Origin of the sequence: Streptomyces sp. TLI_053 (assembly GCF_900105395.1) — a bacterium.
Lineage (GTDB): Bacteria > Actinomycetota > Actinomycetes > Streptomycetales > Streptomycetaceae > Kitasatospora.
Window position 1 is genome coordinate 5869428 of sequence record NZ_LT629775.1, and the last position, 21718, is coordinate 5891145.

At 74.4% G+C, this 21718-nt stretch carries 20 protein-coding genes; 11 read left to right on the top strand and 9 right to left on the bottom strand.

Features of this window, described 5'->3' with window-relative positions:
- Window positions 1–2: 2 nt before the first annotated feature.
- Entirely contained in the window at window positions 3–410 is a 408-nt protein-coding gene (locus tag BLU95_RS24200; protein ID WP_093861852.1) for a VOC family protein, read from the bottom strand.
- A 245-nt stretch (window positions 411–655) separates the two neighbouring features.
- Between BLU95_RS24200 and BLU95_RS24205 the strand changes: the two genes are divergently transcribed.
- Window positions 656–955, top strand: coding sequence for a hypothetical protein (locus BLU95_RS24205; protein ID WP_093861853.1), 300 nt, complete (start codon window positions 656–658; stop codon window positions 953–955).
- A 117-nt stretch (window positions 956–1072) separates the two neighbouring features.
- The gene (locus tag BLU95_RS24210; RefSeq protein WP_093861854.1) at window positions 1073–1966 is read left to right on the top strand and encodes an arylamine N-acetyltransferase; all 894 of its coding nucleotides are present in this window, start codon (window positions 1073–1075) and stop codon (window positions 1964–1966) included.
- Window positions 1967–2013: 47 nt separating this feature from the next.
- On the opposite strand, the gene BLU95_RS24215 is transcribed toward BLU95_RS24210, so the two are convergent.
- On the bottom strand, window positions 2014–2547 hold the full coding sequence (locus BLU95_RS24215) for an NUDIX hydrolase (protein ID WP_093861855.1): 534 nt from the start codon (window positions 2545–2547) through the stop codon (window positions 2014–2016).
- A 241-nt stretch (window positions 2548–2788) separates the two neighbouring features.
- Between BLU95_RS24215 and BLU95_RS24220 the strand changes: the two genes are divergently transcribed.
- Window positions 2789–3427, top strand: a complete 639-nt coding sequence (locus tag BLU95_RS24220) for a hypothetical protein (RefSeq protein WP_093861856.1) — start codon at window positions 2789–2791, stop codon at window positions 3425–3427.
- 34 nt (window positions 3428–3461) lie between these two features.
- Here the strand turns inward: BLU95_RS24220 and BLU95_RS24225 are convergent, their stop codons facing one another.
- A complete protein-coding gene (locus BLU95_RS24225; RefSeq protein WP_093861857.1) occupies window positions 3462–3962 on the bottom strand; it encodes an LbetaH domain-containing protein in 501 nt (166 codons plus the stop codon).
- Between the two features lie 125 nt (window positions 3963–4087).
- A complete protein-coding gene (locus tag BLU95_RS24230) occupies window positions 4088–5491 on the bottom strand; it encodes an LCP family protein (protein WP_093861858.1) in 1404 nt (467 codons plus the stop codon).
- Between the two features lie 294 nt (window positions 5492–5785).
- Here BLU95_RS24230 and BLU95_RS45595 point away from each other — a divergent pair, with 294 nt between their 5' ends.
- The 4 genes from BLU95_RS45595 (at window position 5786) to BLU95_RS24245 (ending at window position 10448) form a co-directional block, all read left to right on the top strand.
- Window positions 5786–5863, top strand: a complete 78-nt coding sequence (locus tag BLU95_RS45595; protein ID WP_353653584.1) for a putative leader peptide — start codon at window positions 5786–5788, stop codon at window positions 5861–5863.
- A 173-nt stretch (window positions 5864–6036) separates the two neighbouring features.
- Window positions 6037–6591, top strand: a complete 555-nt coding sequence (gene ssuE, locus BLU95_RS24235) for an NADPH-dependent FMN reductase (protein WP_093861859.1) — start codon at window positions 6037–6039, stop codon at window positions 6589–6591.
- A gap of 484 nt (window positions 6592–7075) precedes the next feature.
- Complete coding sequence (locus BLU95_RS24240; RefSeq protein ID WP_173862112.1) at window positions 7076–7864, top strand: ABC transporter ATP-binding protein; 789 nt, start codon at window positions 7076–7078, stop codon at window positions 7862–7864.
- A gap of 22 nt (window positions 7865–7886) precedes the next feature.
- On the top strand, window positions 7887–10448 hold the full coding sequence (locus tag BLU95_RS24245) for an ABC transporter permease (RefSeq protein WP_093861861.1): 2562 nt from the start codon (window positions 7887–7889) through the stop codon (window positions 10446–10448).
- A gap of 230 nt (window positions 10449–10678) precedes the next feature.
- Here the strand turns inward: BLU95_RS24245 and BLU95_RS24250 are convergent, their stop codons facing one another.
- Window positions 10679–12463, bottom strand: a complete 1785-nt coding sequence (locus BLU95_RS24250) for an LCP family protein (RefSeq protein WP_093861862.1) — start codon at window positions 12461–12463, stop codon at window positions 10679–10681.
- Between the two features lie 219 nt (window positions 12464–12682).
- Here BLU95_RS24250 and BLU95_RS24255 point away from each other — a divergent pair, with 219 nt between their 5' ends.
- Window positions 12683–13723: a glycosyltransferase family 2 protein gene (locus tag BLU95_RS24255; RefSeq protein ID WP_093861863.1), complete on the top strand. Its 1041-nt coding sequence runs from the start codon at window positions 12683–12685 to the stop codon at window positions 13721–13723.
- 284 nt (window positions 13724–14007) lie between these two features.
- Entirely contained in the window at window positions 14008–14592 is a 585-nt protein-coding gene (locus tag BLU95_RS24260; RefSeq protein ID WP_231977755.1) for an acyltransferase, read from the top strand.
- 27 nt (window positions 14593–14619) lie between these two features.
- Here the strand turns inward: BLU95_RS24260 and BLU95_RS24265 are convergent, their stop codons facing one another.
- The 3 genes from BLU95_RS24265 to BLU95_RS24275 form a co-directional block, all read right to left on the bottom strand.
- Window positions 14620–16290 carry an LCP family protein gene (locus BLU95_RS24265; RefSeq protein ID WP_231977756.1) on the bottom strand — a complete coding sequence of 557 codons (1671 nt, stop codon included), beginning with the start codon at window positions 16288–16290 and terminating at the stop codon, window positions 14620–14622.
- A 216-nt stretch (window positions 16291–16506) separates the two neighbouring features.
- Entirely contained in the window at window positions 16507–18048 is a 1542-nt protein-coding gene (locus BLU95_RS24270; protein ID WP_093861866.1) for an LCP family protein, read from the bottom strand.
- Window positions 18049–18084: 36 nt separating this feature from the next.
- Complete coding sequence (locus BLU95_RS24275; protein WP_093861867.1) at window positions 18085–18876, bottom strand: TIGR03089 family protein; 792 nt, start codon at window positions 18874–18876, stop codon at window positions 18085–18087.
- A 104-nt stretch (window positions 18877–18980) separates the two neighbouring features.
- Here BLU95_RS24275 and BLU95_RS24280 point away from each other — a divergent pair, with 104 nt between their 5' ends.
- A complete protein-coding gene (locus tag BLU95_RS24280; protein WP_093861868.1) occupies window positions 18981–20186 on the top strand; it encodes a peptidoglycan recognition protein family protein in 1206 nt (401 codons plus the stop codon).
- Between the two features lie 35 nt (window positions 20187–20221).
- Here BLU95_RS24280 and BLU95_RS24285 read toward each other — a convergent pair whose 3' ends face one another.
- Window positions 20222–20713 (bottom strand): SgcJ/EcaC family oxidoreductase, encoded by a 492-nt coding sequence (locus BLU95_RS24285; protein WP_093861869.1) that lies wholly within the window; start codon window positions 20711–20713, stop codon window positions 20222–20224.
- Window positions 20714–20719: 6 nt separating this feature from the next.
- Between BLU95_RS24285 and BLU95_RS24290 the strand changes: the two genes are divergently transcribed.
- Entirely contained in the window at window positions 20720–21715 is a 996-nt protein-coding gene (locus tag BLU95_RS24290) for a DNA-3-methyladenine glycosylase family protein (RefSeq protein ID WP_502689741.1), read from the top strand.
- Window positions 21716–21718: the final 3 nt, after the last annotated feature.

Sequence of the window (21718 nt, forward strand, 5' to 3'; positions counted from 1 at the left end):
GTTCAGGCCCGGTCGGCCAGCACCGGCCGCTGCTGGCGCAGCGAGACCCGGTTGCCGTCCGGGTCCCGGGCCTCGACGCGGAGGCCGAAGGGGTACTCCTCGGGCTCGTGCCGGTCGAGCTCCACCCCGCGCTCGCGCCAGATCCCCACGTCCTTCCTCAGATCGTCCGACTCCAGGACGATCGGACCGGGGGCCGACACCTCCTCCGATCGCGAGGGCTGCCCGGCGGCCGGGGCGTGCGGCCAGAGGATGATCTCGAACGGGTGGCCCTCCGCGCCCACGGTGAGGAAGCGGCCGTCCGGGCCGGCGTAGTCGACGCGCTTCTCCAGCCCCAGCTGTTCGGTGTAGAACCGCAGCGCGCGGTCCTGGTCGGTGACGTAGACCGTGACGTACATGACCCTGGTGAGCATGGTGCTGTTCCTCTCCGTCCGGCGGCCGGTGATACCGCTCTGCCTCCCTGACGTATCGCGGCGGCCCTGTTGTGACAGCCGGGTCCGAGAATCCCGCACCGGAAGTCGACCGCTCCGACTTCCCGCTCCGCGCCCGGCCGCCGCGCCGCTCCGTCCCCGACGCCACGTCACCTCGCGGTTACGTTGAGTCGCACCGGTGGGGCGGCGCAGGGCCGCCCCGCTCCGGCCGAAAGGAATGTGGACGCATGGAGAAGCGACGCACGGCTACCGTTCTCGGGGCCTGGCTGGCCGCCGCCGCCCTCGCCGTCGCGGTCCCGAACACCGCGTACGCGGCCCACGGGATCCTGATCGTCGACGGCGCCGCGTACCAGGACCCGCGCGGGTGCCTCCCGCTCGGCGACTTCGTCCAGCCGGTGGTCACCAACTGGACGGACTCGGTGGTGCAGGTCAGGGGCGGGACGAGCTGCGAGGGCGCGGTCGAGAAGTTCGTCGTCCCCGGCGAGTCCTACGCCGCGCTCGGCGGCCGCAGCGTCCTCGTTCCCTGACCCGCCCGCCCTCGCGCGGGAAGTGGGCCCCTCCGGCTTCCCGCGCCCCGGGGCGCAGGGGCGACCCGTACGACCTAGGTCCGAGGCCCGATGACCGGAGGCACCGGGTCCGCTTGGATGGTGACCATGGACGAGCCATTGCAGGACACGGAGATCCCGACCGTCGAGCGGGTGGCGGCCTACCTCGCCCGGATCGGGGCCGAGCGGCCCGCCCGTGCCGGCGCGGCCGAGCTGGCACGGCTCCAGGAGGCGCACCTGGACGCCGTTCCGTTCGAGAATCTGAGCATCCACCTCGGCGAGCCCGTCGTGCTCGAACCGGAGGCGCTGCTGGAGAAGGTCGTGGGGCGTCGGCGCGGCGGGTTCTGCTATGAACTCAACGGCGCCTTCGCCGGGTTGCTGCGGGCCCTCGGCTACCGCGTCGAGCTGCTCGCCGCCCGGGTCTTCGACGGGGCCGAGCCCGGGCCGCCGTTCGACCACCTGGCGCTGCGGGTGGAGGCGGACGGGGTGGCGTGGCTGGTGGACGTCGGCTTCGGCAGGTTCGCCCGCCGGCCGTTGCGCCTCGACGAGCGCGGCCCGCAGCAGGACCCGGCGGGAGTCTTCACCGTCACCCCGAGCGCCGGCGACCCGGGTGCCGTCACCCCGGGTGCCGTCACCCCGAGCGCCGTCACCCCGGGTGCCGGCGGTGCCGGTGACCTGGACGTCGCCCTCGACGGCGCGCCGCAGTACCGCCTCGACCCCCGCCCGTACCGGCTGGCCGACTTCACCCCGACCTGCTGGTGGCAGACCACGTCCCCCGACTCGCACTTCACCCGCGCGACCACCTGCTCCCGCCCCACTCCCGACGGCGGCCGGACCACCCTCACCAGCACCCGCGCGACCGGCGGCACCCGCTTGCTGCGCACCGCCCCCGACGGGACCCGCACCGAGGAACTCCTCGACGCCGACGCGGCCCTGAGCGCCTACCGGACCCACTTCGGGCTCGTCCTGGACCGCCTCCCGACCGCACCCTGACCGCGCCCCGGCCCCGGTCTCGCCCCGGCCGGGCCCGACCGGCCCGGTCAGAGCAGGCCGAGGTGGTCGAGGCCCAGATAGGCCGGGCCGACGTCGGAGAGCAGGCCGCGGCGCAGCACGGTGTCGCGGAACTCCGCCAGGTCCATCAGCACCACCTCGATGAACTCGTTGCGGTCGTGCGCGATCCGGGCGGTCGGGGTGCAGTCGGTGGCGACGCAGGCGTGGCGCACGCCGTTGGAGTAGGCGTCGTGCCAGACGGCGGTGACGTGTTCCACCTTGCCCCGGTAGCCGGTCTCCTCGGCGAGTTCGCGCGCGGCGGCGTCCTCGGGGGACTCGCCCGGGTCGACGACGCCGCCCGGCAGTTCGTACAGCAGGGCCTGCGGTCCGGGCCGGAACTGCCGGGTGAGCACGATGCGCCGGTCCGGGGTCAGTGCGACGACGGCCGCGCAGGAGTACTCGTTGCCCAGGTGGTAGACCTCCTCGCGGCCGTCCGGCATGGCGAAGGTCACCCGGTCGGTGCCGCGTCCGAAGGCGCTGTGGATCGGCTCGCGGCGGAGTTCCCGCCAGTGTGCGTCGCCCATCGGGCGGGCTCCTTCCAAGCGGATTCCGTGCGGATGACGTGCGGGCGTGCGGCCGCCCGCCGGCACGGACGGCTCCGTGTGCACGCGCAGAATAGCCGTGCATCGCCCGCTCCGGGAGGATTCGCCGGAATCGTTCGCCCTGGCCGGGCGGGCGCCGTAAGCTGCGCGGGCATGGTCGGCCCGGCGTCCGGGCGGCGGCCGCGAATCGACGAACTCCGCACCCCGGCAAGGTGGTTCACCCATGAGGCAGACGAGTCGGCGCAAGGACGACGGCGAGGTGACCTGTGAGCAGGTGACCGTCCTCTCCTTCGAGCCCGAGCCCGAGGCCCGGGTCGACGAGGACGGTCGTGTCCTGCTGATGAGCGAGCCCACGAGTCTGACCCGCATCCCGGTCCGGATCCTCCGCGAGGCCATGACGATCAAGCGGATCGCGGGCTACTGGATCAGCTGGGCGGAGTGGTTCGGTCCGGACGACATCCGCAACCACGCCCGCTGGGTGCCGGACGAGGAGTTCGTCCGGCCCGGCGAGGGCGGCCTCGACGGACGGCTGGACGTGAAGGTGTCGGCGTACTGGGCGGTGGAGCGGGAGCCGCGCCGGGCGCGGCTGCGGACCAGCGAGGCCGTGGTGACCTTCCCGGCGGGGGAGGCCCGGTGCGAACTCGTGCTGGAGCGTCCCGAGCCGCAGCACCCGGCCACCCTGGTCGTCCACCTGTCGGACGCCTGGTGGTCCGGCGGCCGCGGCGGCCGGACGATCCACCACGGTCTGGCGGGCGAGCTGGAGGGCCCGGGCGGACGGCCCGGCGAGGGGCGGCGGGGCGCGGCGGTCCACCGGTACGCGGAGTGCGCGACAGGGCACCTGCCGGCGGTGGCCGGCCGCTGACCGGCCGTCGGCCGGAGCGGCCCCGGCCGCGTACTCAGGCGCGCGGCCCGACCGCGGCCGTGCCCGCGCTCGCCCCCGTCCCCGCCGTGCGGACCGGCCAGTCCGCCCGCGTCCCGACCTTCCGGGCGGGGGCGCCGGCCCAGATCTCGCCCGGCCCGGTGGAGCGGGTCAGGACGGCGTTGGCGCCGACCACGGTGCCGGCGCCGACCGTCAGCACCCCGGTCTTGCAGACCACCTTGGCGCCCGCGCACAGCACCGCGCCGTCCTCCACCACCACCCGCCGCATCGCGCTCGCCTCCTGCGGCACCCAGGGGTCGGCCCGGCCGACGGTCACGCCGTTGTACAGCGTCACGCCGGTGCCGAGGGTGGTGTACGGGTGCAGCACGGTCCCGAAGCCCCGGTGGAACACGACGAGCCCCGGCCCGATCTCGGCGGCGGCCGGCACCTCCATGCCGTAGACGGCGAGCGCCTCCTGGACCAGGCGGCCCAGGAGGCGGTGGCGACGGCGGTAGATCAGCGCGGTGACGAGTGACATCCACCCATTGTGTCGGTGACGTTACACGGAGTCACGCAAGTGTGCGGGTGCCCGTGGCGGAGGGTCGGCCGGCCCCGTCCGGCCGCCCCTGTCCGGCCGTTCGCGTTCGGCTGTTTCGAGTCCGGCTACTTCACGTCCGGCACGGCGGTGTCGTTCTTGAAGGCGTCGAACACCTGCTTGGCCTTCGCGGTGTCCCACTTGACCGCCGACTCGCCGGTGTTGGTCCTGAAGTCCGGGTTGGCGATCGGCACGGTGATGCTCTTCCCGCTGCCGCCGTTGACGTCCTTCATGGCCAGGAAGAGCGAGCCGAGGTCGGTCAGACCGGCGTCGTCGTCGACGATCAGCGTGCCGAGGCCGGAGGACACCAGCGGGTAGAAGGTGAACGGGTTGAGCACGGTGGCCGGCGAGGCCGCCTGCTTGGCCAGCGCGCCGAGGAACTTCTGCTGGTTGCGCATCCGGCCGAGGTCCTGGTCGGCCATCTGGTGGCGCTGGCGGACGAAGGCGAGCGCCTGGGTGCCGTCGAGGCTCTGGCAGCCGGCCTTGAGGTCGAGGCCGGAGTCCTTGTCCTTGACGTCCTGCTCGATGCACATGTCCACGCCGCCGACCGAGTCGACGATGCCGACGAAGCCGGCGAAGCCGATCTCGGCGTAGTGGTCGATGCGGATACCGGTGTTCGTCTCCACGGTCTGCGCGAGCAGCTTGCCGCCGCCGGAGGCGAAGGCGGAGTTGATCTTCGAGGTGGTCGCCTTGACGGGCTTGCCGTTCTCGCCGGTGTGCTCGGGGATCGGCACCCAGGAGTCGCGGGGGATGCTCATCAGGGTGTTCCCGTTGTCCCCGACGTGCAGGATCATCATCGAGTCGCTGCGCTTGCCGCCCGCGTGGCCGGTGTGCAGGTCCTCCTCCTGGCTGTCGGAGAGGCCGTTGCGGCTGTCCGAGCCGACGATCAGCCAGTTGGTGCCCTTGCCGGCGGCCGGGCGGCCCGGGTAGTCGGCGAGCACACTCTCGTGGTTGAGCTTGGAGTCCGCCCAGAACCAGGTGGAGACGGTGGTGACCATCAGGGCGATCAGCACGCCGAACACCGACCACTTGACGATCCGGCGCCGCGGCCAGCGTCCGGAGCGGCCGCCGGCGGGAGACTGCGGACCGCCGGGGGCTATCGGCCCACCGGGCGCGGCACCGGGTCCGCCCGGACCGCCCGGACCGCCCTGCGCGGGCACCGACGGGCGCGCACCGGGCTGCCCGGGCTGTCCGTAGCCCTGCCCCGGCTGTCCGTAGCCCTGGGCGGGGCCGTACCCGGGCGCCTGCGGCGGCGTGCCCGGCCGGCCCTGCTGCGGCTGCCCCTGGGGCTGCCCCTGCGGCTGGGGCTGCCGGGGCGCCGGAGCGCCCGGCCCGCGCGGGTTCAGCCCGGCGGGCAGCGGCGGCTCGGCGGCCGAGCCGCCGCCACCGTGCCCGTACGCGGCGCCACCGCCACCGTTGCCGCCGTACGGGTTCCCGCCGCCGCCCGGGCGGCCCTCCTGCCACGTGTTCATGTGGGAGAGGATGCCCGACGCGGGCGCCGGTGACTCCCCCCGGGGGGCCCACCAGGGCCCTTGTAGCAGTTTTGATGCACGCGCCGGATCGTTCCGCCGCACGGTGTCGGACGGGCGCACGCCCCGTGTCCGTCCGGCCACCCGTCCGGCCACCCGTCCGGCGCCCGGACGCCGTCGGGCCGGTCGTTCCCCGGTCACCCTCGCGGTACTCCGTCTCACCGTCCGTCTCACCTGGTGTTCGGTTGCCGGGACGATCCTTGACCGTCCCGAACGCTGCGTGTTTGCATGACTGCCATGGATCAGCGATGGACCCTCACGCGTCGGCGGCACGTCGACCTGCAGCGTGTGTCCTGTTCGCTCTGTTGTGGCTGACGCTCGCCCGTCGAACCCCCACCACTCCTCCTCTTCCCCCGTTCCGCCGCTGCCCGTGCGGCGCGCCCACCGCTGACCGTCGCCGCCCGGCCCCGCCGGGACGGCCGACGCGCCCGCGGCCGGTGCCGCGCGCCGCCGAAGCGGCGTCCCCGCTTCCTCCCCGAGGTGAATCCATGGCCACCGTCCTGTCCGTCTCCGGCTCGCCGTCCCCGACCTCCCGCACCACCCGCCTGCTGCGCCTGATCGACGAGCGGCTGGAGGAGCGCGGCCACCGCGTCGTCCCCTTCGAGGTGCGCAGCCTGCCCGCGCAGGCGCTGCTGACCGCCGACCTCTCGCATCCGCAGCTGGCGGCGGCGCTGGAGCTGTTCGCCGAGGCGGACGGCGTGGTCATCGGCACCCCGGTCTACAAGGCCGCCTACTCGGGGCTGCTGAAGGCGCTGCTGGACGTGCTGCCGCAGTACGCGCTGCGCGACAAGGCCGTGCTGCCGCTCGCCACCGGAGGCTCCACCGCGCACGTGCTGGCGGTGGACTACGCGCTCCGGCCGGTGCTCAGCTCGATGGGCGCCGACCACATCACCCGGGGCTGGTTCGTGCTGGACCGCCACATCACCGCCCGGGAGGACGGTACGACCGTGCTGGAGCGCGAGACGGACGTGCTGCTGCGGCCGGTGGTGGACGCCTTCGCGGGCACCCTGGAGCGTCTCGCCGCTCCCGCCCTGACGGCCTGAGCGAACGCTGTCCTGACGCGAGGTCAGTTCGCGTCGCAGGCAGTCGCGTCGGCCCCCTCGCCGGCCCTCCCGTCGCCCCTCCGCGGGCGGTCCGGAGAGGGCGGCGAGGGGGCCGGCGGACGTTCCGGCCCGGCCCGGCGGAGCACCCGCGGGCCGCCTCCCGCTCCGCCGCGCCGGGGCTCCGTAAGGGGGGTCCCTGAGGGCGGCCCGGCCGACCCCTAGGGGGAGGGGTGGCCCACCCCGTACAACTCCGGTTGGGTCGCTTCCTCCCGTCGGATGACGAGGAGGAGCGGCCCCGACTCCTAACGTGGTTCACATCCCCGCCCGTCCGAGGCGGACCCGCTCCGGTCGGGTCCGGGTCCCCGGTTCACCGGGAGGGTGGGGCTGACTCCCGGTCGAAAACTATCCCCTGCGCGATGTCGCCGGGCGGGTGGCACGGAGCAGGCTGGGGGCAACGGGTGGGACCACTTCTTAGGAGACGACAGTGACGACGGCAGCAGCAGCCGTGTACGACCCCCAGCTTCCCGGCGGTGCCACCGCCGTCGCCGCTTCGGCCCGCCAGGTGACCAAGTCCTACGGTTCCGGCGAGACGAGGGTGACGGCCCTGGCCGCGGTGGACGTCGACATCCAGCGGGGCCGGTTCACCGCGATCATGGGACCCTCGGGCTCCGGCAAGTCGACCCTGATGCACTGCCTGGCCGGTCTGGACACGGTGACCGAGGGGCGGATCTGGATCGGCGAGACCGAGATCACCGGTCTGAAGGACAAGCAGCTCACCAGGCTGCGCCGGGACAAGATCGGCTTCATCTTCCAGGCCTTCAACCTCCTCCCGACGCTGAACGCGCTGGAGAACATCACCCTCCCGATGGACATCGCCGGCCGCAGGCCCGACCAGGCCTGGCTGGACCGGGTGGTGGAGACGGTCGGGCTGTCCGACCGGCTCAAGCACCGGCCGACCCAGCTCTCCGGCGGCCAGCAGCAGCGGGTCGCGGTGGCCCGGGCACTGGCGGCCCGCCCCGAGATCATCTTCGGTGACGAGCCCACCGGGAACCTCGACTCGCGCTCGGGCGCCGAGGTGCTGTCCTTCCTGCGCCGCAGCGTCGACGAGCTGGGCCAGACCATCGTCATGGTCACCCACGACCCGGTCGCGGCCGGCTACGCGGACCGGGTGCTGTTCCTCGCCGACGGCGTGATGGTCGACGAGATGCACGCCCCGACGGCCGACTCCGTGCTCGAGCGCATGCGCCGTTTCGACGGCAAGCGCACCAGCTGAGCGGGCGGGAGCGGACAGGACCATGTTGCTCAAGACATCACTGCGGAGCTTCTTCGCCCACAAGGGCCGGATGCTGCTCTCCCTGGTAGCGGTCGTCCTCTCGGTCGCGTTCGTGTCCGGGACGCTGGTGTTCTCCAACACCGCGACCAGCACCTTCGACACGCTCTTCGCCTCGACCGCCTCCGACGTCTCGGTCGGGCCGGCCAAACCGGAGCTCGGCGGCGAGGACACCCGTGCCAGGACGCGCACGATCCCGGTCGACAGCGTGGGCAAGGTCGCCGCGGTCCCCGGGGTGAAGACGGCGATCGGTCAGATCACGGTCGGGAACGCCACCCTGGCGGACCCGGCGACCCTCAAGCGGGTCGGCCCGACCAGCGGCGCCCCGACCCTCGTCGGCAACTGGGCGGACACTCCGCGCAGCCCGGTCGAGATCACCTCCGGCCACGCACCGCAGGGCGCCGACCAGGTCGTGCTCGACGCGGACACCGCCAAGAAGGCCAAGCTCGGCCTGGGCGGCAGGCTGCGGGTGATCCTCGACGACAACCACGACTTCACGATCGTCGGCATCGCCGCGTTCAAGACGACCAACCCGGGGGCGGCGCTCGCCTTCCTGGACACCGCCACCGCGCAGGGCGTTCTGCTCGGGGGCCCCGCCTACACCTCGGTCGAGGTCTACGGCGACGGCAGCCGGTCCGACGAGCAGCTCAAGTCCGACGCGCTGGCCGGGCTGGGCAACGGCTTCGAGGCGAAGACGGCGGCCGAGCAGAAGGCCGACGGGCAGAAGAGCGTCGGCTCCTTCCTCGACTTCATGAAGTACGCGATGCTCGGCTTCGCCGGCATCTCGCTGCTGGTCGGCGGCTTCCTGATCATCAACACCTTCTCGATGCTGGTCGCCCAGCGGACCCGTGAGATCGGCCTGCTGCGGGCCGTCGGCGGCAGCCGCAAGCAGGTCAACCGGTCGGTGCTGGTGGAGGCGCTGCTGCTGGGCCTGGCCGGGTCCACGATCGGCATCGCGGCCGGCCTCGGCCTGGCGGTCGGGCTGATCCAGCTGATGAACGCGGTCGGTATGCACCTCGACGCCTCGGACCTGAAGATCGGCGCGGACGTGTTCGTCGCCGGGTACGCGGTGGGTGTCGTGATCACCGTGCTCGCGGCCTGGATCCCGGCCCGCCGGGCGAGCCGGATCGCACCGATCGCCGCGCTGCGCGACCACGGGACTCCGGTCGAGGCCCGCTCCAACACCGTCCGGGCGGTCATCGGCCTGGTGCTCACGGCGGGCGGCGGCGGTCTGCTGGTGCTGGCCGCCAAGGCGGAGAAGGCGGCCACCGGGGGCCAGTTCATCGGGCTCGGCGTACTGCTGACCCTGATCGGCTTCGTCGTCCTCGGCCCGCTGCTGGCCACCACCGTGGTCCGGGTGCTCGGCGCGCTGCTGCCCACCCTGTTCGGCCCGTCCGGCAAGCTCGCCCAGCGCAACGCGATGCGCAACCCGCGCCGCACCGGTGCCACGGCCGCCGCGCTGATGATCGGACTGGCGCTGGTGATCGGGGCCTCGGTCTTCACCTCCTCGGTGATCGAGTCCACCAACGACCAGATCGACCGCTCGGTGGGCGCCGACTACATCATCTCGGCCGGTCCGAACGGCGTCTCCCCGGAGATCGTCGCCGCCGTGCAGCGGACGCAGGGCGTGGACCACGTCACCCGGCAGAAGTACTTCCCGGCGTACTTCACCGCGCCGGACGGGAAGACCGTGGAGGACGGTATATCCGCCGTCACCTCGCGGTTCACCGAGGACTTCCGGCTGCCGGTCAAGGAGGGCTCCCCGGAGTCCCTCGGGCAGGGCGCGCTGGCGGTCGGCGAGGACTACGCCAACGACCACAAGCTCAAGCTCGGCGACACGGTCAAGGTCGACTACGGCAACGGCCGGGTCCAGTCGCTGCCGGTCGGTGTCGTCATCGCCAAGGGGAACTCGCTCTTCGACGGCAACACCTTCGCCTCGCTCGACGCCGTCACCAAGGCAGTGCCGGCCGCGGAGCAGCCGGTGGACGCCATCCTGTTCGGCAAGGCGGCCGCCGGGGCGGACGTCGCGAAGACGCTCACCGGCCTGGAGGACGCGCTCAAGCAGTACCCGCAGGCCTCGGTCCGCGACCAGGCCGGTTACAAGGACCTCGTCCAGGACCAGGTCAACACCCTGCTCTACATGATCTACGGTCTGCTCGGGCTGGCGATCGTGGTCGCGGTGCTCGGTGTCGTCAACACCCTGGCGCTCTCGGTGGTGGAGCGGACCCGCGAGATCGGCCTGCTGCGGGCGATCGGGCTCTCCCGCCGCCAGCTGCGCCGGATGATCCGGCTGGAGTCCGTGGTGATCGCCCTGTTCGGTGCCGTCCTCGGCACCGCGCTCGGCCTGGCCTGGGGCATCACCGGGCAGCAGGTGCTGCGGACCCAGGGCCTGGAGACGCTGTCCGTCCCGACCACGACCATCCTCCTCACCCTGGGCGCCTCGATGGTCATCGGCCTGCTGGCCGCTCTGGTGCCGGCCTTCCGGGCCGGGCGGATGAACGTCCTCGCGGCGATCGCGACGGACTGACCGGACGCGGCCCCCGGATCGGGGGACCGGGGGCCGCGTCGGGGAACGGGGGGCAAGGTCAGGGCCGGGGGGAGGTGGGGCCGGGCCCGGGGCAGGGGGGAACAAGGGGGGAGGGGCAGGGTGCCGCGCGCACCCTGCCCCTCTGTCATATCCGTCGTGCCTCTCGTACCTCTCGTGCCCGTCGTGTCTGTCGCACGGCGGGCGGATCCCGGGCGGATCCGCCGACGGGTTCAGGGGCAGACGAGGTCGCTGGCCCGGGCGGCCCCGGTCGCGGCCGGGCCGGCCCCCGCCGGTCCCGCCGAGCCCTCGGCGCGCGCCTCCGCCGCCGGGCCGGACGGTGTCGCACCCGTAGCCGTACCGGCAGCCGCACCCGCCCCGCCGCCGGGGCCCGGCGATGACGGCGCCGGAGGCGGTGGTGCGGGCACCGCCGCCGTCGCGGACGGAGCGGCCGCGGCGCCCGCCGGCCCCGCGGCCGGGTGGTCCGCCCCCGCGTAGACCTGGAGGGTCGGTCCCAGACCGGGGACGGGCGTCAGCTCGGCGTTCGGCACCGCGCCGGCCAGCGTCCGCGCCGACTCGGCCCAGTGCGGGTCGTACCTGATCACCGTGCGGCCGGCCGGTGTGCCGGCCGGGGCGTTGGACGGCGCCCCGGTGGTGGCGAACCCGGCCCGCCGCAGCTCGGCGTCGACCCGGGCACCGAGACCGGCCGCGCCCGCCGCGTTGAACACCTGGACATGCACCTGCTCCGGCGCGACGGTGGCCGTTCCCGCCCCGACCCCCGCCCCGGCCCCTGCTCCGGCCCCAGTCCCTGCTCCGGCCCCCGTCCCCGGACCCGCCGGTGCCGCCGCCGCTCCCCCCGGCTGCGTCCCGCCCGCCCCGCCGTCCTCCGCCGTCAGCGGCCGCCCCTCCCGCACCGCGTCGAACAGTGCCCGGGCCCGCTCCTTGTCCCAGAGCACCGTCGAGCCCCAGCCGGCGACCGGGTGGTCCACCGAGGCCAGCGGCACGGTCACGAAGTCGGCCCGCCCGGCCGTCAGCTCCTTCGCCCGGGTCGCCAGCGTGATCAGGTCGTCCGCCGAGAGCCCCTTGTCGGCCTTGACCGAGGCGAGCAGGCTGTCGGCCGCCCGGGCCAGCCGGACCGGGTTGAGCAGGACGCCGCCACTGGTCAGCTGGTGCAGCAGCTGCGCGACCAGCTTCTGCTGCCGGTGCATCCGCCCCAGGTCGGAGCTGCCGTCCACGTGCCGGGCCCGTACGTACTTGAGCGCGCCGGCGCCGTCCAGGGTGCTGGTGCCGGCCGGCAGGTCGAGTCCCGAGTACTCGTCCTTGAGCGGCTTGGCGGTGCAGACCCGGACCCCGCCGACGGCGTCCACGGCGGAGACGAACCCGGCGAAGTCGACCTGGAGGTAGTGGTCGATGCGCAGGCCGGTGTTCTGCTCGACGGTGGCGACGGTCAGCTGAGGTCCGCCCATCCCGAACGCGGCGTTGATCTTGCCCTTTCCCGCCGGGACCGTCCGCCGGGTGGCCGGGTCCCGGTGGGCGGGGATATCGACGAAGGAGTCCCGGGGAATGCTGATCACGCCGGCCCGGGAGCCGTCACCGGAAAGCCGGACGATCATCATCGTGTCGGTGCAGTGGCAGGATTCCCCCCCTGCGTGCAGCACGGTCTTCAGGGTCTTCTCGGGGATCCCGTCACGCTCGTCGGTGCCGACCACCAGAAAGGTGGTGGAGCCGTCGTCGGCCGGTCGGGCCCGGTCGTTGCTGAAGGCGTCCACCCGGTCGATCGACCCGATCCCGTGCAGGACCGCCCAGCCTCCGCAGGAGGTGACGAGGACGCTGAACGCGATGCCGGCGGCCAGCCGGCGGGGCCAGAAGCGGCGCCGCTCCGAGGGGCCGCCGTTCCGGCCGAGCGGTTCACCGCTCCGGTCGAGCGGGTCGGCGGACTGTTCGAGCGGGTCGCCGGACCGTTCGAAGGGGGTGCCGGCCGGGTCTTCGGGACGGGCGGAGCGGGGGGAGACGGGCATCTCTCGGATGGTAGGGGCGCCCCCGGTCGGGCCGGGTGAGGGCGCGCCGTGGTCGGGGAGTACGGTGGGCCCCGACAGGAGAAACGTTCCTCTGTGCGCCCCACGGGCGACCCCGGACAGCTCCTGCGACGGTCCTTCGCACACCCCCCGCCCGCCCGGGCGGAGACGCCCAGACCGGGACAAGACGACACCCCGCCCGCACCGGTACGGTTGGCCCCGATGAACACCAAGGCTGCTGAGGAGCTGCCGGCGGTCTCCGTGATCATGCCGGTGCTCAACGAGGAACGACACCTGCGCACGGCCGTCCGGCACATCCTGGAACAGGACTACGCCGGGTCGATGGAGGTGGTGATCGCCCTCGGTCCGTCCACCGACCGCACCGCGCAGATCGCCGCCGAACTCGTCGCCGAGGACCCCAGAGTCCGGACGGTGGAGAACCCCACAGGGCGCACTCCCGCGGGGCTGAACGCCGCCATCCGCGGCTCCCGCCATCCGATAGTGGTGCGCGTCGACGGCCACGGCCTGCTGACTCCCGGCTACATCACCACGGCGGTCCGGCTGCTCGGCGAGATGGAGGCCGCCAACGTCGGCGGCATCATGCACGCCGAGGGCGAGACCGAGTGGGAACACGCGGTCGCCGCGGCGATGACCTCCAAGATCGGTGTCGGCAACGCGGCCTTCCACACCGGCGGCCTGGCCGGCCCGGCGGACACCGTCTACCTCGGTGTGTTCCGGCGCGAGGTGCTGGAGCGCCTCGGCGGCTACAACGAGGAATTCGTCCGCGCCCAGGACTGGGAGCTCAACTACCGGATCCGCCAGGACGGCGGCCTGGTGTGGTTCACCCCGCAGCTGCGCGTCACCTACCGGCCCCGCCCCACCATCAAGGCCCTGGCGAAGCAGTACAAGGACTACGGCCGCTGGCGCCGGGTGGTCACCCGCTACCACCGCGGCTCGGTCAACCTGCGCTACCTCGCGCCCCCCACCGCCTTCGTCGGGGTGACGCTCGGCCTGCTGCTCGGCCTGGCCGTCCACCCGGCCTTCCTGGCCCTGCCCGGCATCTATCTGCTCGGCATCGCGGGCGGAGCGCTGAAGGAGGGCCGCGACCTGTCGCCCAAGGCGAAGGCGCTGCTCGCGGTGGCCTTCGCGACCATGCACCTCAGCTGGGGCTTCGGCTTCCTCACCTCGCCGCGCTCGCTGGCCCGCAGGGTCATCGGCAGCCGCGCCCCGTCCAGCGCGGACGTGGTCGCCGAGCGGGGCTGACACGGCCCGGCGCGACTGAACACGGCCTGGCCGAGCACGGCCCGGCCGGACAGGGCCCGGCGCCGGCCGGGGCACCATCCGGCCAATCCCGCGGACCCGCCCTCCCGTTCCCGCGCCCGACGCTATGGTCGGGCGCCATGGGGACAGTCGAGGGCGGGTCCGCCGCCGTTTCCGGGGCCGCCGTTTCCGAGGGCTCCGATTCAGAGGGCTCCGTTTCCGGGGGCCCCGATTCCGGGGCCGTCGTTTCCGCCGCCTCCGGGGCCCGGGTCGAACCCACCGCCGACGTGGACGGGCGCGCCGTGCTCGGTGCCGGTACGACGGTCTGGCACCTCGCCCAGGTCCGTGAGGACGCGGTGATCGGCGCGGACTGCATCATCGGCCGCGGCGCCTACGTGGGCCCGGGGGTGCGGATCGGCGACCGGGTCAAGCTGCAGAACCACGCCTTGGTCTACGAGCCGGCGGTGCTGGAGGACGGCGTCTTCGTCGGACCGGCCGCGGTGCTCACCAACGACCTCTACCCGCGCTCGGTCGACGTCGACGGCCGGCTCAAGCGCGGCGAGGACTGGCACGCCCGAGGGGTGACGCTCCGCCGGGGCTGCTCGATCGGCGGCCGCGCCGTCCTGGTCGCCGGGGTTACGGTGGGCCGCTGGGCCCTGGTCGCGGCCGGCGCGGTGGTGCACCGGGACGTCCCGGACTTCGCCCTGGTGGCCGGGGTCCCGGCCCGTCGGATCAAGTGGGTCGGCCGAGCCGGCGAACCGCTGCGACCGGCGGGGGCGGACCGCTGGGTCTGCCCCCGCACCGGTGAGGAGTACCGGGAGCGGGACGGCCTGCTCGCGCCGGTCGAACCCGAGCCGCCGAGCGGGTCCTGACCTCCGGGGCGGCGCTTCCGGGCGGGGCTACTTCGCGCAGGCGTCGATGTCGTCGCCCTGGACCCGCTGGAGGTCCTTCGGGGCCTCGCTCGGCACCGCGGCGGGCGCCGCGGCGGCCTCGGCGGCGGCCGCCGCCGGCGCGTCCTTGCCGAGCACCAGCACCAGTCCGTCCCGGGCGCCCAGCTTCGGGTCGGCCCTGACGGCGTCGGCGGGCAGACCCAGCGCGGTGGCCAGCGCGGCCGCCTCGGCGGTCCTCCCGGCCGGGTAGGTGATCGAGGTGGTCGCCGCGACCGGAGCGTTGGCGGCGGTGGCGGCCTTGGCGTAGCCCTTCGTCACCAGCCGCTCCACGGTCTGCTGCGCCTGCCCGGGCGTCCCGGTGCCGTTGCGCACCGTCACCCGGAGGTCCTTCGCGTCGACCGCCGCGGCCGCGGCGGTCGACGCCGCACCCCCGGGGGCCGCCGGAGCGGACGCGACCGGAGCCGCCGGAACGGACGCGGCCGCCGGGGCCGACGCCGCCGGGGCCTCCGGTGCCGCGGCTCCCGCCGCGGGCTCGGTCAGCGAGCGGTCGTTGCCGACCATCGAGAACAGCTGGGCGGCGTCCGGCTGCTTGAGCACCAGCCGGTTCTCGTCCGCCGGGTCGTCCAGCACCGGCACGGTGGCGAAGGTGATCTTCCCGCTGTCGACCTTGCTCAGGTCCAGGGCGAGGTCCTTCAGCTTGTCCACGCTGCCGATCCCGGAGTCCACGGTGAGCGCCTTGGTGGCGGAGTCCGCGAGCTTCCACAGCTTGGCCGGGTTGGTCAGGGTGTCGCTGCTCTTGATCGAGCGGATCATCGAGCCGATGAACTGCTGCTGGAGCGGTATTCGGGTGAGGTCGCCGCCCAGCCCGACGGCGTGCCGGGTACGGACGAAGGCGAGTGCCTCGTCGCCCTGGACGACGTGTCGGCCCTTGCTCATCCGCAGGTGCGAGTCCGGGTCGTTGATGTCCTTGGCCGCGCACACCTCGACGCCGCCGACGGCGGTGGAGAGTGTTTTGACGGCGTCGAAGTTGACCATCACGAAGTGGTCGACCCGGATCCCGGTGACCTTCTCGACGGTCTTCCAGGTGCAGCCCGGATCGCGGCCCTCCTGGCCGAGGCTGTTGTTGAACATCGTGCGCGCCGTCCCGGGGATGGTCTTCCCGTCCGGTGCCTGGCACTCCGGGACGGGCACCATGAGGTCGCGCGGGATGCTGAGCGCCGTGGCGTTGCTGCGGTCCTTGGCGATGTGGAACAGCAGCGTGGTGTCCGCGTGCCCGGCGCTGCCCTCGTCGCCGTACTCGCGGCCCAGGCCCTCCCGGCTGTCGGTGCCGATCACCAGGATGTTCAGGGCGTCGCCGGCCGGCTTGGGCCGCTCCGCCTCGTTGCCCAGCTGCACCTTGACGGCGGTGATGTTGTTGTTGAAGTGCTGGTACGCGTAGTACGCGCCGCCGCAGCCGGCCACCAGGGCGAACGCGGCGAGGCCGCCGGTCCACTTCAGCACCCGCCGGCGCCGGGTGCGCCGGGCGGTCAGGGCACGGCGCCGGGCGGCCCGGCCGCCGGGGTGCGGGGGCTCGGACGCGGCCTCGGCGGGGGTGTGCCGGCGCTGGGCGGGGACGCCCCGGGCGGGGTCGGCGGGGTGCCGGTCGGCGCCCGGCCCTCCGTCGTGGATGTCGTGCTGCACGGGTGCTCCCCTCCCTCCGGCCGCTCCTCGGCCCGGCACGCGAAATGCGCGACCGACTCGGACACCCTAGACGAGCCGGATGAGGGAATTGTTCCGGATGTGATCTCCGCCATGGTTTCCGGAGGGAATTGCGCGGCCGAATACGAGGCCGGAAATTTCCCCGGAGAACCCTTCCAAGATCATGATCCGTGTACGGAACGGTGATCGTGGCCAGGCTCAATGCACCGCGCAGGCGTCCACGTCGGCGGTCCGTCCTTCGAAGGCCGACGGGCTGCCCGCGCCCGGTGACGGCGACGCTCCGGAGGTCCCGACGGCCGTGCCGGCCGAGGCCGGAACGGAGGCCGGCGACGAGTCGGGAACCGGGGCCGGAGCCGAGCTCGGAGCCGAGGTCGGTGACGAGGCCGAGGCCGACGACCGGGCGGCCGCGGAGGAGGGCGCCGACGTCGGCCCGGTCCCCACCGGGGCGGCGGACGGGCTCGCCCCCGGCGGCCGCACCTCCACCGGCCGGTCGTCCCGCAGCGCCGCGAACAGCTGGGTGGTCTGCGGCTGCACGAACTCGTCCCGGTCCGAGTCGAACCGGTACGGCCGCCGCGGCGCCGTCAGGAAGGTCACGTCCGAGGACGGGATGCCGCGCAGGTCCTGGGTCAGGTCGTACAGCTCGCCCAGCGAGGACAGCCCGCCGTCCGCCCGCACCGAGGAGGTGGCTGCGTCCAGCACCGGCCACAGTTTGGTCGGGTTGAGCAGCACGTCCTGCGACTGGACCTTGCGGATCAGCGCCGCCAGGAACTGCTGCTGACGTCCCATCCGCTGGGTGTCGCTGCCGTCCCCGAGGGTCTCCCTGGCCCGGACGTAACCGAGCGCCTGCTCGCCGTGCAGGGTCTGCCGCCCGGCCGCCAGGTCCAGCTTGGCGTCCTTGTCGTGGATCGGCTGCGGGACGCACACCTCGACCCCGTCGACGGCGTCCACCATCCGCTTGAAGCCCGCGAAGTCGACGATCACGTAGTGGTCGATCCGGATGCCGCTGAGCTGTTCCACGGTCCGGATCGAGCAGGCCGGGCCGCCGGTCTCGAACGCGGCGTTGAACTGCATCAGCGTCGGCCGGCTGCGGGTGCCGTCCGGCTTCTCGCAGGCCGGGACGCTCACCATGACGTCGCGCGGGATGGAGACCGCGGTCGCGTGCCGCCGGTCGGCCGCCAGGTGGAGCAGGATCGTGGTGTCCGAGCGCTGGCCGCCGGCCGCGCCGTAGGTGGCGTTCGCGCCGGTGCGGTCGTCGCTGCCGATCAGCAGCAGGTTCTCGGCGCCCCGGGCCCCGGCGGTCCGGCTGGGGCGCTCGGCCTCCAGCCGGGCCAGCAACTGGTCGGTGGTGGAGTCGGTGCGGATGTTGCCGTCGAGCTTGCGGTAGGCGACCCAGAGCAGGGTGCCGCAGCCGACGAGCAGGAAGGAGAGGACGCCGGCGGTGACGATCAGCCACCGCCGGCGCCGGCGCTTTCCTCCGCCGGGCGGGCCGGGAGGGCCGGGCGCCCCGGGGGGCTCCGGGTCCCCCGGGCCTCCCGCCCCGGCGGCGCCGTCCGGCCCGCCCGGCGGCTGTCCCGTCGGCGGCTGCCCGGTCGGCGTCCCTCCGGTCGGCGTCCGGCTGTCGGGCGTCCGTTCCTCCGGGGTCCGTTCCTTCGGCGTCCGCCCGTTCGGCGGGAGTCCGGTCCTCGGGTGTCCGGTCGGGAGGGGTTCGGTCGGGGGGTGCTCGGTGTCGTCCTCGGCCATGGCAGGGATCCCTACCCGTCCGGCCGGGGCCGGGGGTTACCCGAGGCGCAGTGTCACCCGTTCGGATTCGACCCGCTTCTCCCACTGCCCGGCGTCCAGGCCGTCCGCGTTGCGGCAGAGCACCACCGACGCGCCGGCCGCCAGCGGCGCCAGCAGCCCGGCCTCCAGCCCGGACCAGTCGTCGAAGGAGAGGGTGGAGAGCACCCGGTCGCCCGGTCCGAGACCGAGCCGGGCGGCGCCCTCCCGGGCCAGCTGGACGGTCTGGTCCCCGGTCAGCTTCAGCGGCAGGCCGTCCACCACGGTCTCCAGCGCGGGGGCGTCCGGGGTGACGGGGGAGTAGGGGGCGAACCGGTCGCCCTGCCCGGGCACCTCGGCCGCGTAGTCCAGGAAGCCGTCCGGGCGCTGGGGGAACCGTCCGCCGAGCGGACGCAGGGCGAGCGCCACCCGCTCGCCCTCGCAGGCCTGGGCGGCCTCCAGACCGTCCGGGCCGCTGACCACCAGGTCGGCGGCGGCCGGGTCGCCGGCCGGGACCGCCGCGACCCCCACCGACCAGCAGGCGAGCAGCCAGACGGCGCTCTGCCAGTGGGCCGGGAGGAGCAGCGCGGCGCGGTCGCCCGGACCGGCGTTGAGTTCGTCCTGGAGCAGGTTTGCGGTCTTGGCCACCCAGTTGTCGAAGGTCCTCGCGGACAGTTCCACGCGTTCGCCGGTGGCGTCGTCGTAGAAGGTGACCAGTGGGGCCGCGGGGTCGACCGAGGGAGTGCCACCTCGCAGGTAAGCGTGCAGCAGCTCGACGGGGGTGCGGGCATCGGCAGCGAAAGGCGAAGTCATGGTGCGCCCCAGCCTACGGCCTTCGGGTGGACGTCCGGGAGGGGTGGCGGAAGGGTCGCCGGGTGGCGTGGCGCCCCGGCGAGAATCCCGTGAACATCCGGGATATGCGCATCTCTCTCCGTGCCCTCCGCGGCCGCCCGCCCGTCGTCCTGCTCGCCGTCCTCGCGGCCGCCCTGACGCTCCCGTCGATCCCCGCCGGGGCCCGGGCCGGGGGTGGGGCACCGGCGGCCCGGACGGGGACGCCGGGTGCGGCGGGCGGCGGCTCCGTCACCTCGCTCCCGCTGACCGGGGGGCGGCTCCCGGCCGGGCGCACCGCGGGGCGGTTCGAGCTGCTCGGCGTCGGCTGGGACGGTCCGGCGCGCGCGCTCGCCGGGGGCAGCGTCAGGGTCCGCACCCGGGACGCGGTCACCGGCGGCTGGAGCGGCTGGCACGAGCTGGAGACCGACGGCGAGGACGGTCCGGACGCCGGGGCCGACGCCGCGTTCGGCACCGCCGCAGTAGCGGGCGGTACCCGGCGCGGCGCCACCGCCCCGCTGTGGACCGGCCCGAGCGACGGTGTCGCCGTCGAGGTGACGCCCGGTCCGGCCGGACCGCCGCCCGGACTGCGGGTGGAACTGGTCGACCCGGGGGAGGGCGTCCGCTCCGCGGGCCCGCGGAGCGCGGCCGCCGGACCGGCGGCCGGCGACCGCCGGAGCGGCCACCACCAGGCCCCGCGCCCGGAGATCGTCACCCGGGCCGGCTGGGGCGCGGACGAGTCGATCCGCGAGCCCGACTTCGTGTACACCGGACCGGTCCGGACGGTCTTCGTCCACCACACCGCGACCGCCACCGAGTACGCGTGCTCCGACGCGCCCCGGCTGATCCGGGCGGTCTACCAGTACCACGTACAGAGCAACGGGTGGCGGGACATCGGCTACAACTTCCTGGTCGACCGCTGCGGCACCGTCTACGAGGGACGGGCCGGCGGCACCGACCTGCCGGTGCACGGCGCGCACACGCTGGGCTTCAACACCGACTCGGCCGGTGTCGCGGCGATCGGCACCTTCGTCACGGACGTCCCCCCGGAGCCCCTGCTGACCGGGCTGGCCCGGATCGCGGCCTGGAAGCTCGGCCTCACCGACCAGGACGCGGCCGGGAGCACCCGGATGGTGTCCGGCTCCGACGGCAGCCTCTACCCGGCGGGCACCGGAGTGGACCTCCGGACGATCTCCGGGCACCGCGACGCCTTCAACACCGAGTGCCCGGGCGACGCCCTCTACCCGAGGCTCCCCGACCTGCGCACCGCGGCGGCGGCGCTCCAGGGCCGCTGAGCCCCCGGCCGGGCCCGTCCTACGCCGGGCCCGTCCTACGCCGGGCCCGGCCCCCGCCCGATCAGCGCCCGCAGCTCGGCCGTCAGCGCCCGCGCGAGGTCCGGCCGCTCGTCGTACCGGGCCGGGGTGGCCTGCATCAGCGCGATCCGCCAGCCGGCGCCCGTGTCGGCCGCGATCACCGTGTGCACCGCGTTCAGCGCGGGATCGAGGTCCTCCGCGTCGTCCGGCACCAGGCCGGCCACCGCGTCCAGCTGAGCCACCCGGGACCCCAGCGCCCGCACCCGTCGGACCTTGGCGACGTACTCGGGCGTCGGGCGGCCGGTGAAGACCAGTCCGAGTCCGGCGGCCATCACCGACCGGCCGACGTGCCGGGTCCCGTCGAAGCCGATCAGCTCGCCGTCCACCGCGAACGGCCCGGCGAAGGCCGCGCCGTCCCGCAGGTTCCACCCCTCCAGCACCCGGTGGTAGAGGGACCGCACGGCACTCTCGTCACCGGCGGACAGCTCCGGCACCCGCGTATCGTTCATATCCCCATGGTCGGCGGACGGCGCAGGAGGTGCACGGCGGTGAGCGGGACGTCGACGGGCGGGTACGCGCCCGGAGCCGCCGGGCCCGATGCCGGAACCGTTCGCCGCTGGCGGCCCGGCTTCCCGCTGGACGTGGCCCGCACCCTGCTGCCGCTGCGCCGCGGCCCGGCCGACCCGTCCTACCGGAGGACCGGCGACGGCGCCCTCTGGCGGGCCTCCCGCACCCCGGGCGGCGTCGGCACCCTGCGGGTGCTGGCCCGCCCGTCCGAGGGCGTGGTCGAGGCGACCGCCTGGGGGCCCGGCGCGCAGTGGCTGCTGGACGGGCTGCCCGGCCTGCTCGGCGCCGGGGACGACCCGGCGGGCCTGGTCCTGCCGGCCGGCCCGCTGCGCGAGGCGCAACGCGGCGCGGCGGGGGTGCGGCTGACCAGGACCGGTCTGGTCCTGGAGTCCCTGGTGCCGGCGATCCTGGAGCAGAAGGTCACCACGGGCGAGGCCTACCGGGCCTGGTACACCCTGCTGCGGGCCTTCGGCACCCCGGCCCCCGGCCCGGTCGAGGGCCTGTGGGCGGCGCCCTCGGCCCGGGACTGGACCCTGGTGCCGAGCTGGGAGTGGCACCGCGCGGGCGTCGACCCGAAGCGCTCCGCGACGGTGCAGCGCGCCGTCCGGCTGGCCCCCCGGCTGGAGGAGGCCTCCGCGATGGGGCACGAGGAGTCCTTCGCCCGCCTGACCGCCGTCCCGGGCGTCGGTGTCTGGACGGCCGCGGAGACCCTGCAGCGCAGCAACGGGGACGCGGACGCGGTGTCGGTCGGGGACTTCCACCTGCCCAACACGGTCGGCTGGGCCCTGGCCGGCCGGGTCCGCAGCGACGACGCCGAGATGCTGGCCCTGCTGGAGCCCTACCGTCCGCACCGCCACCGGCTGTGCCGGATCCTGCTGTCCACCGGCACCCACGCCCCCCGCTTCGGCCCCCGCCTCACCCCCAACGACCATCGCCGCCGCTGAAAC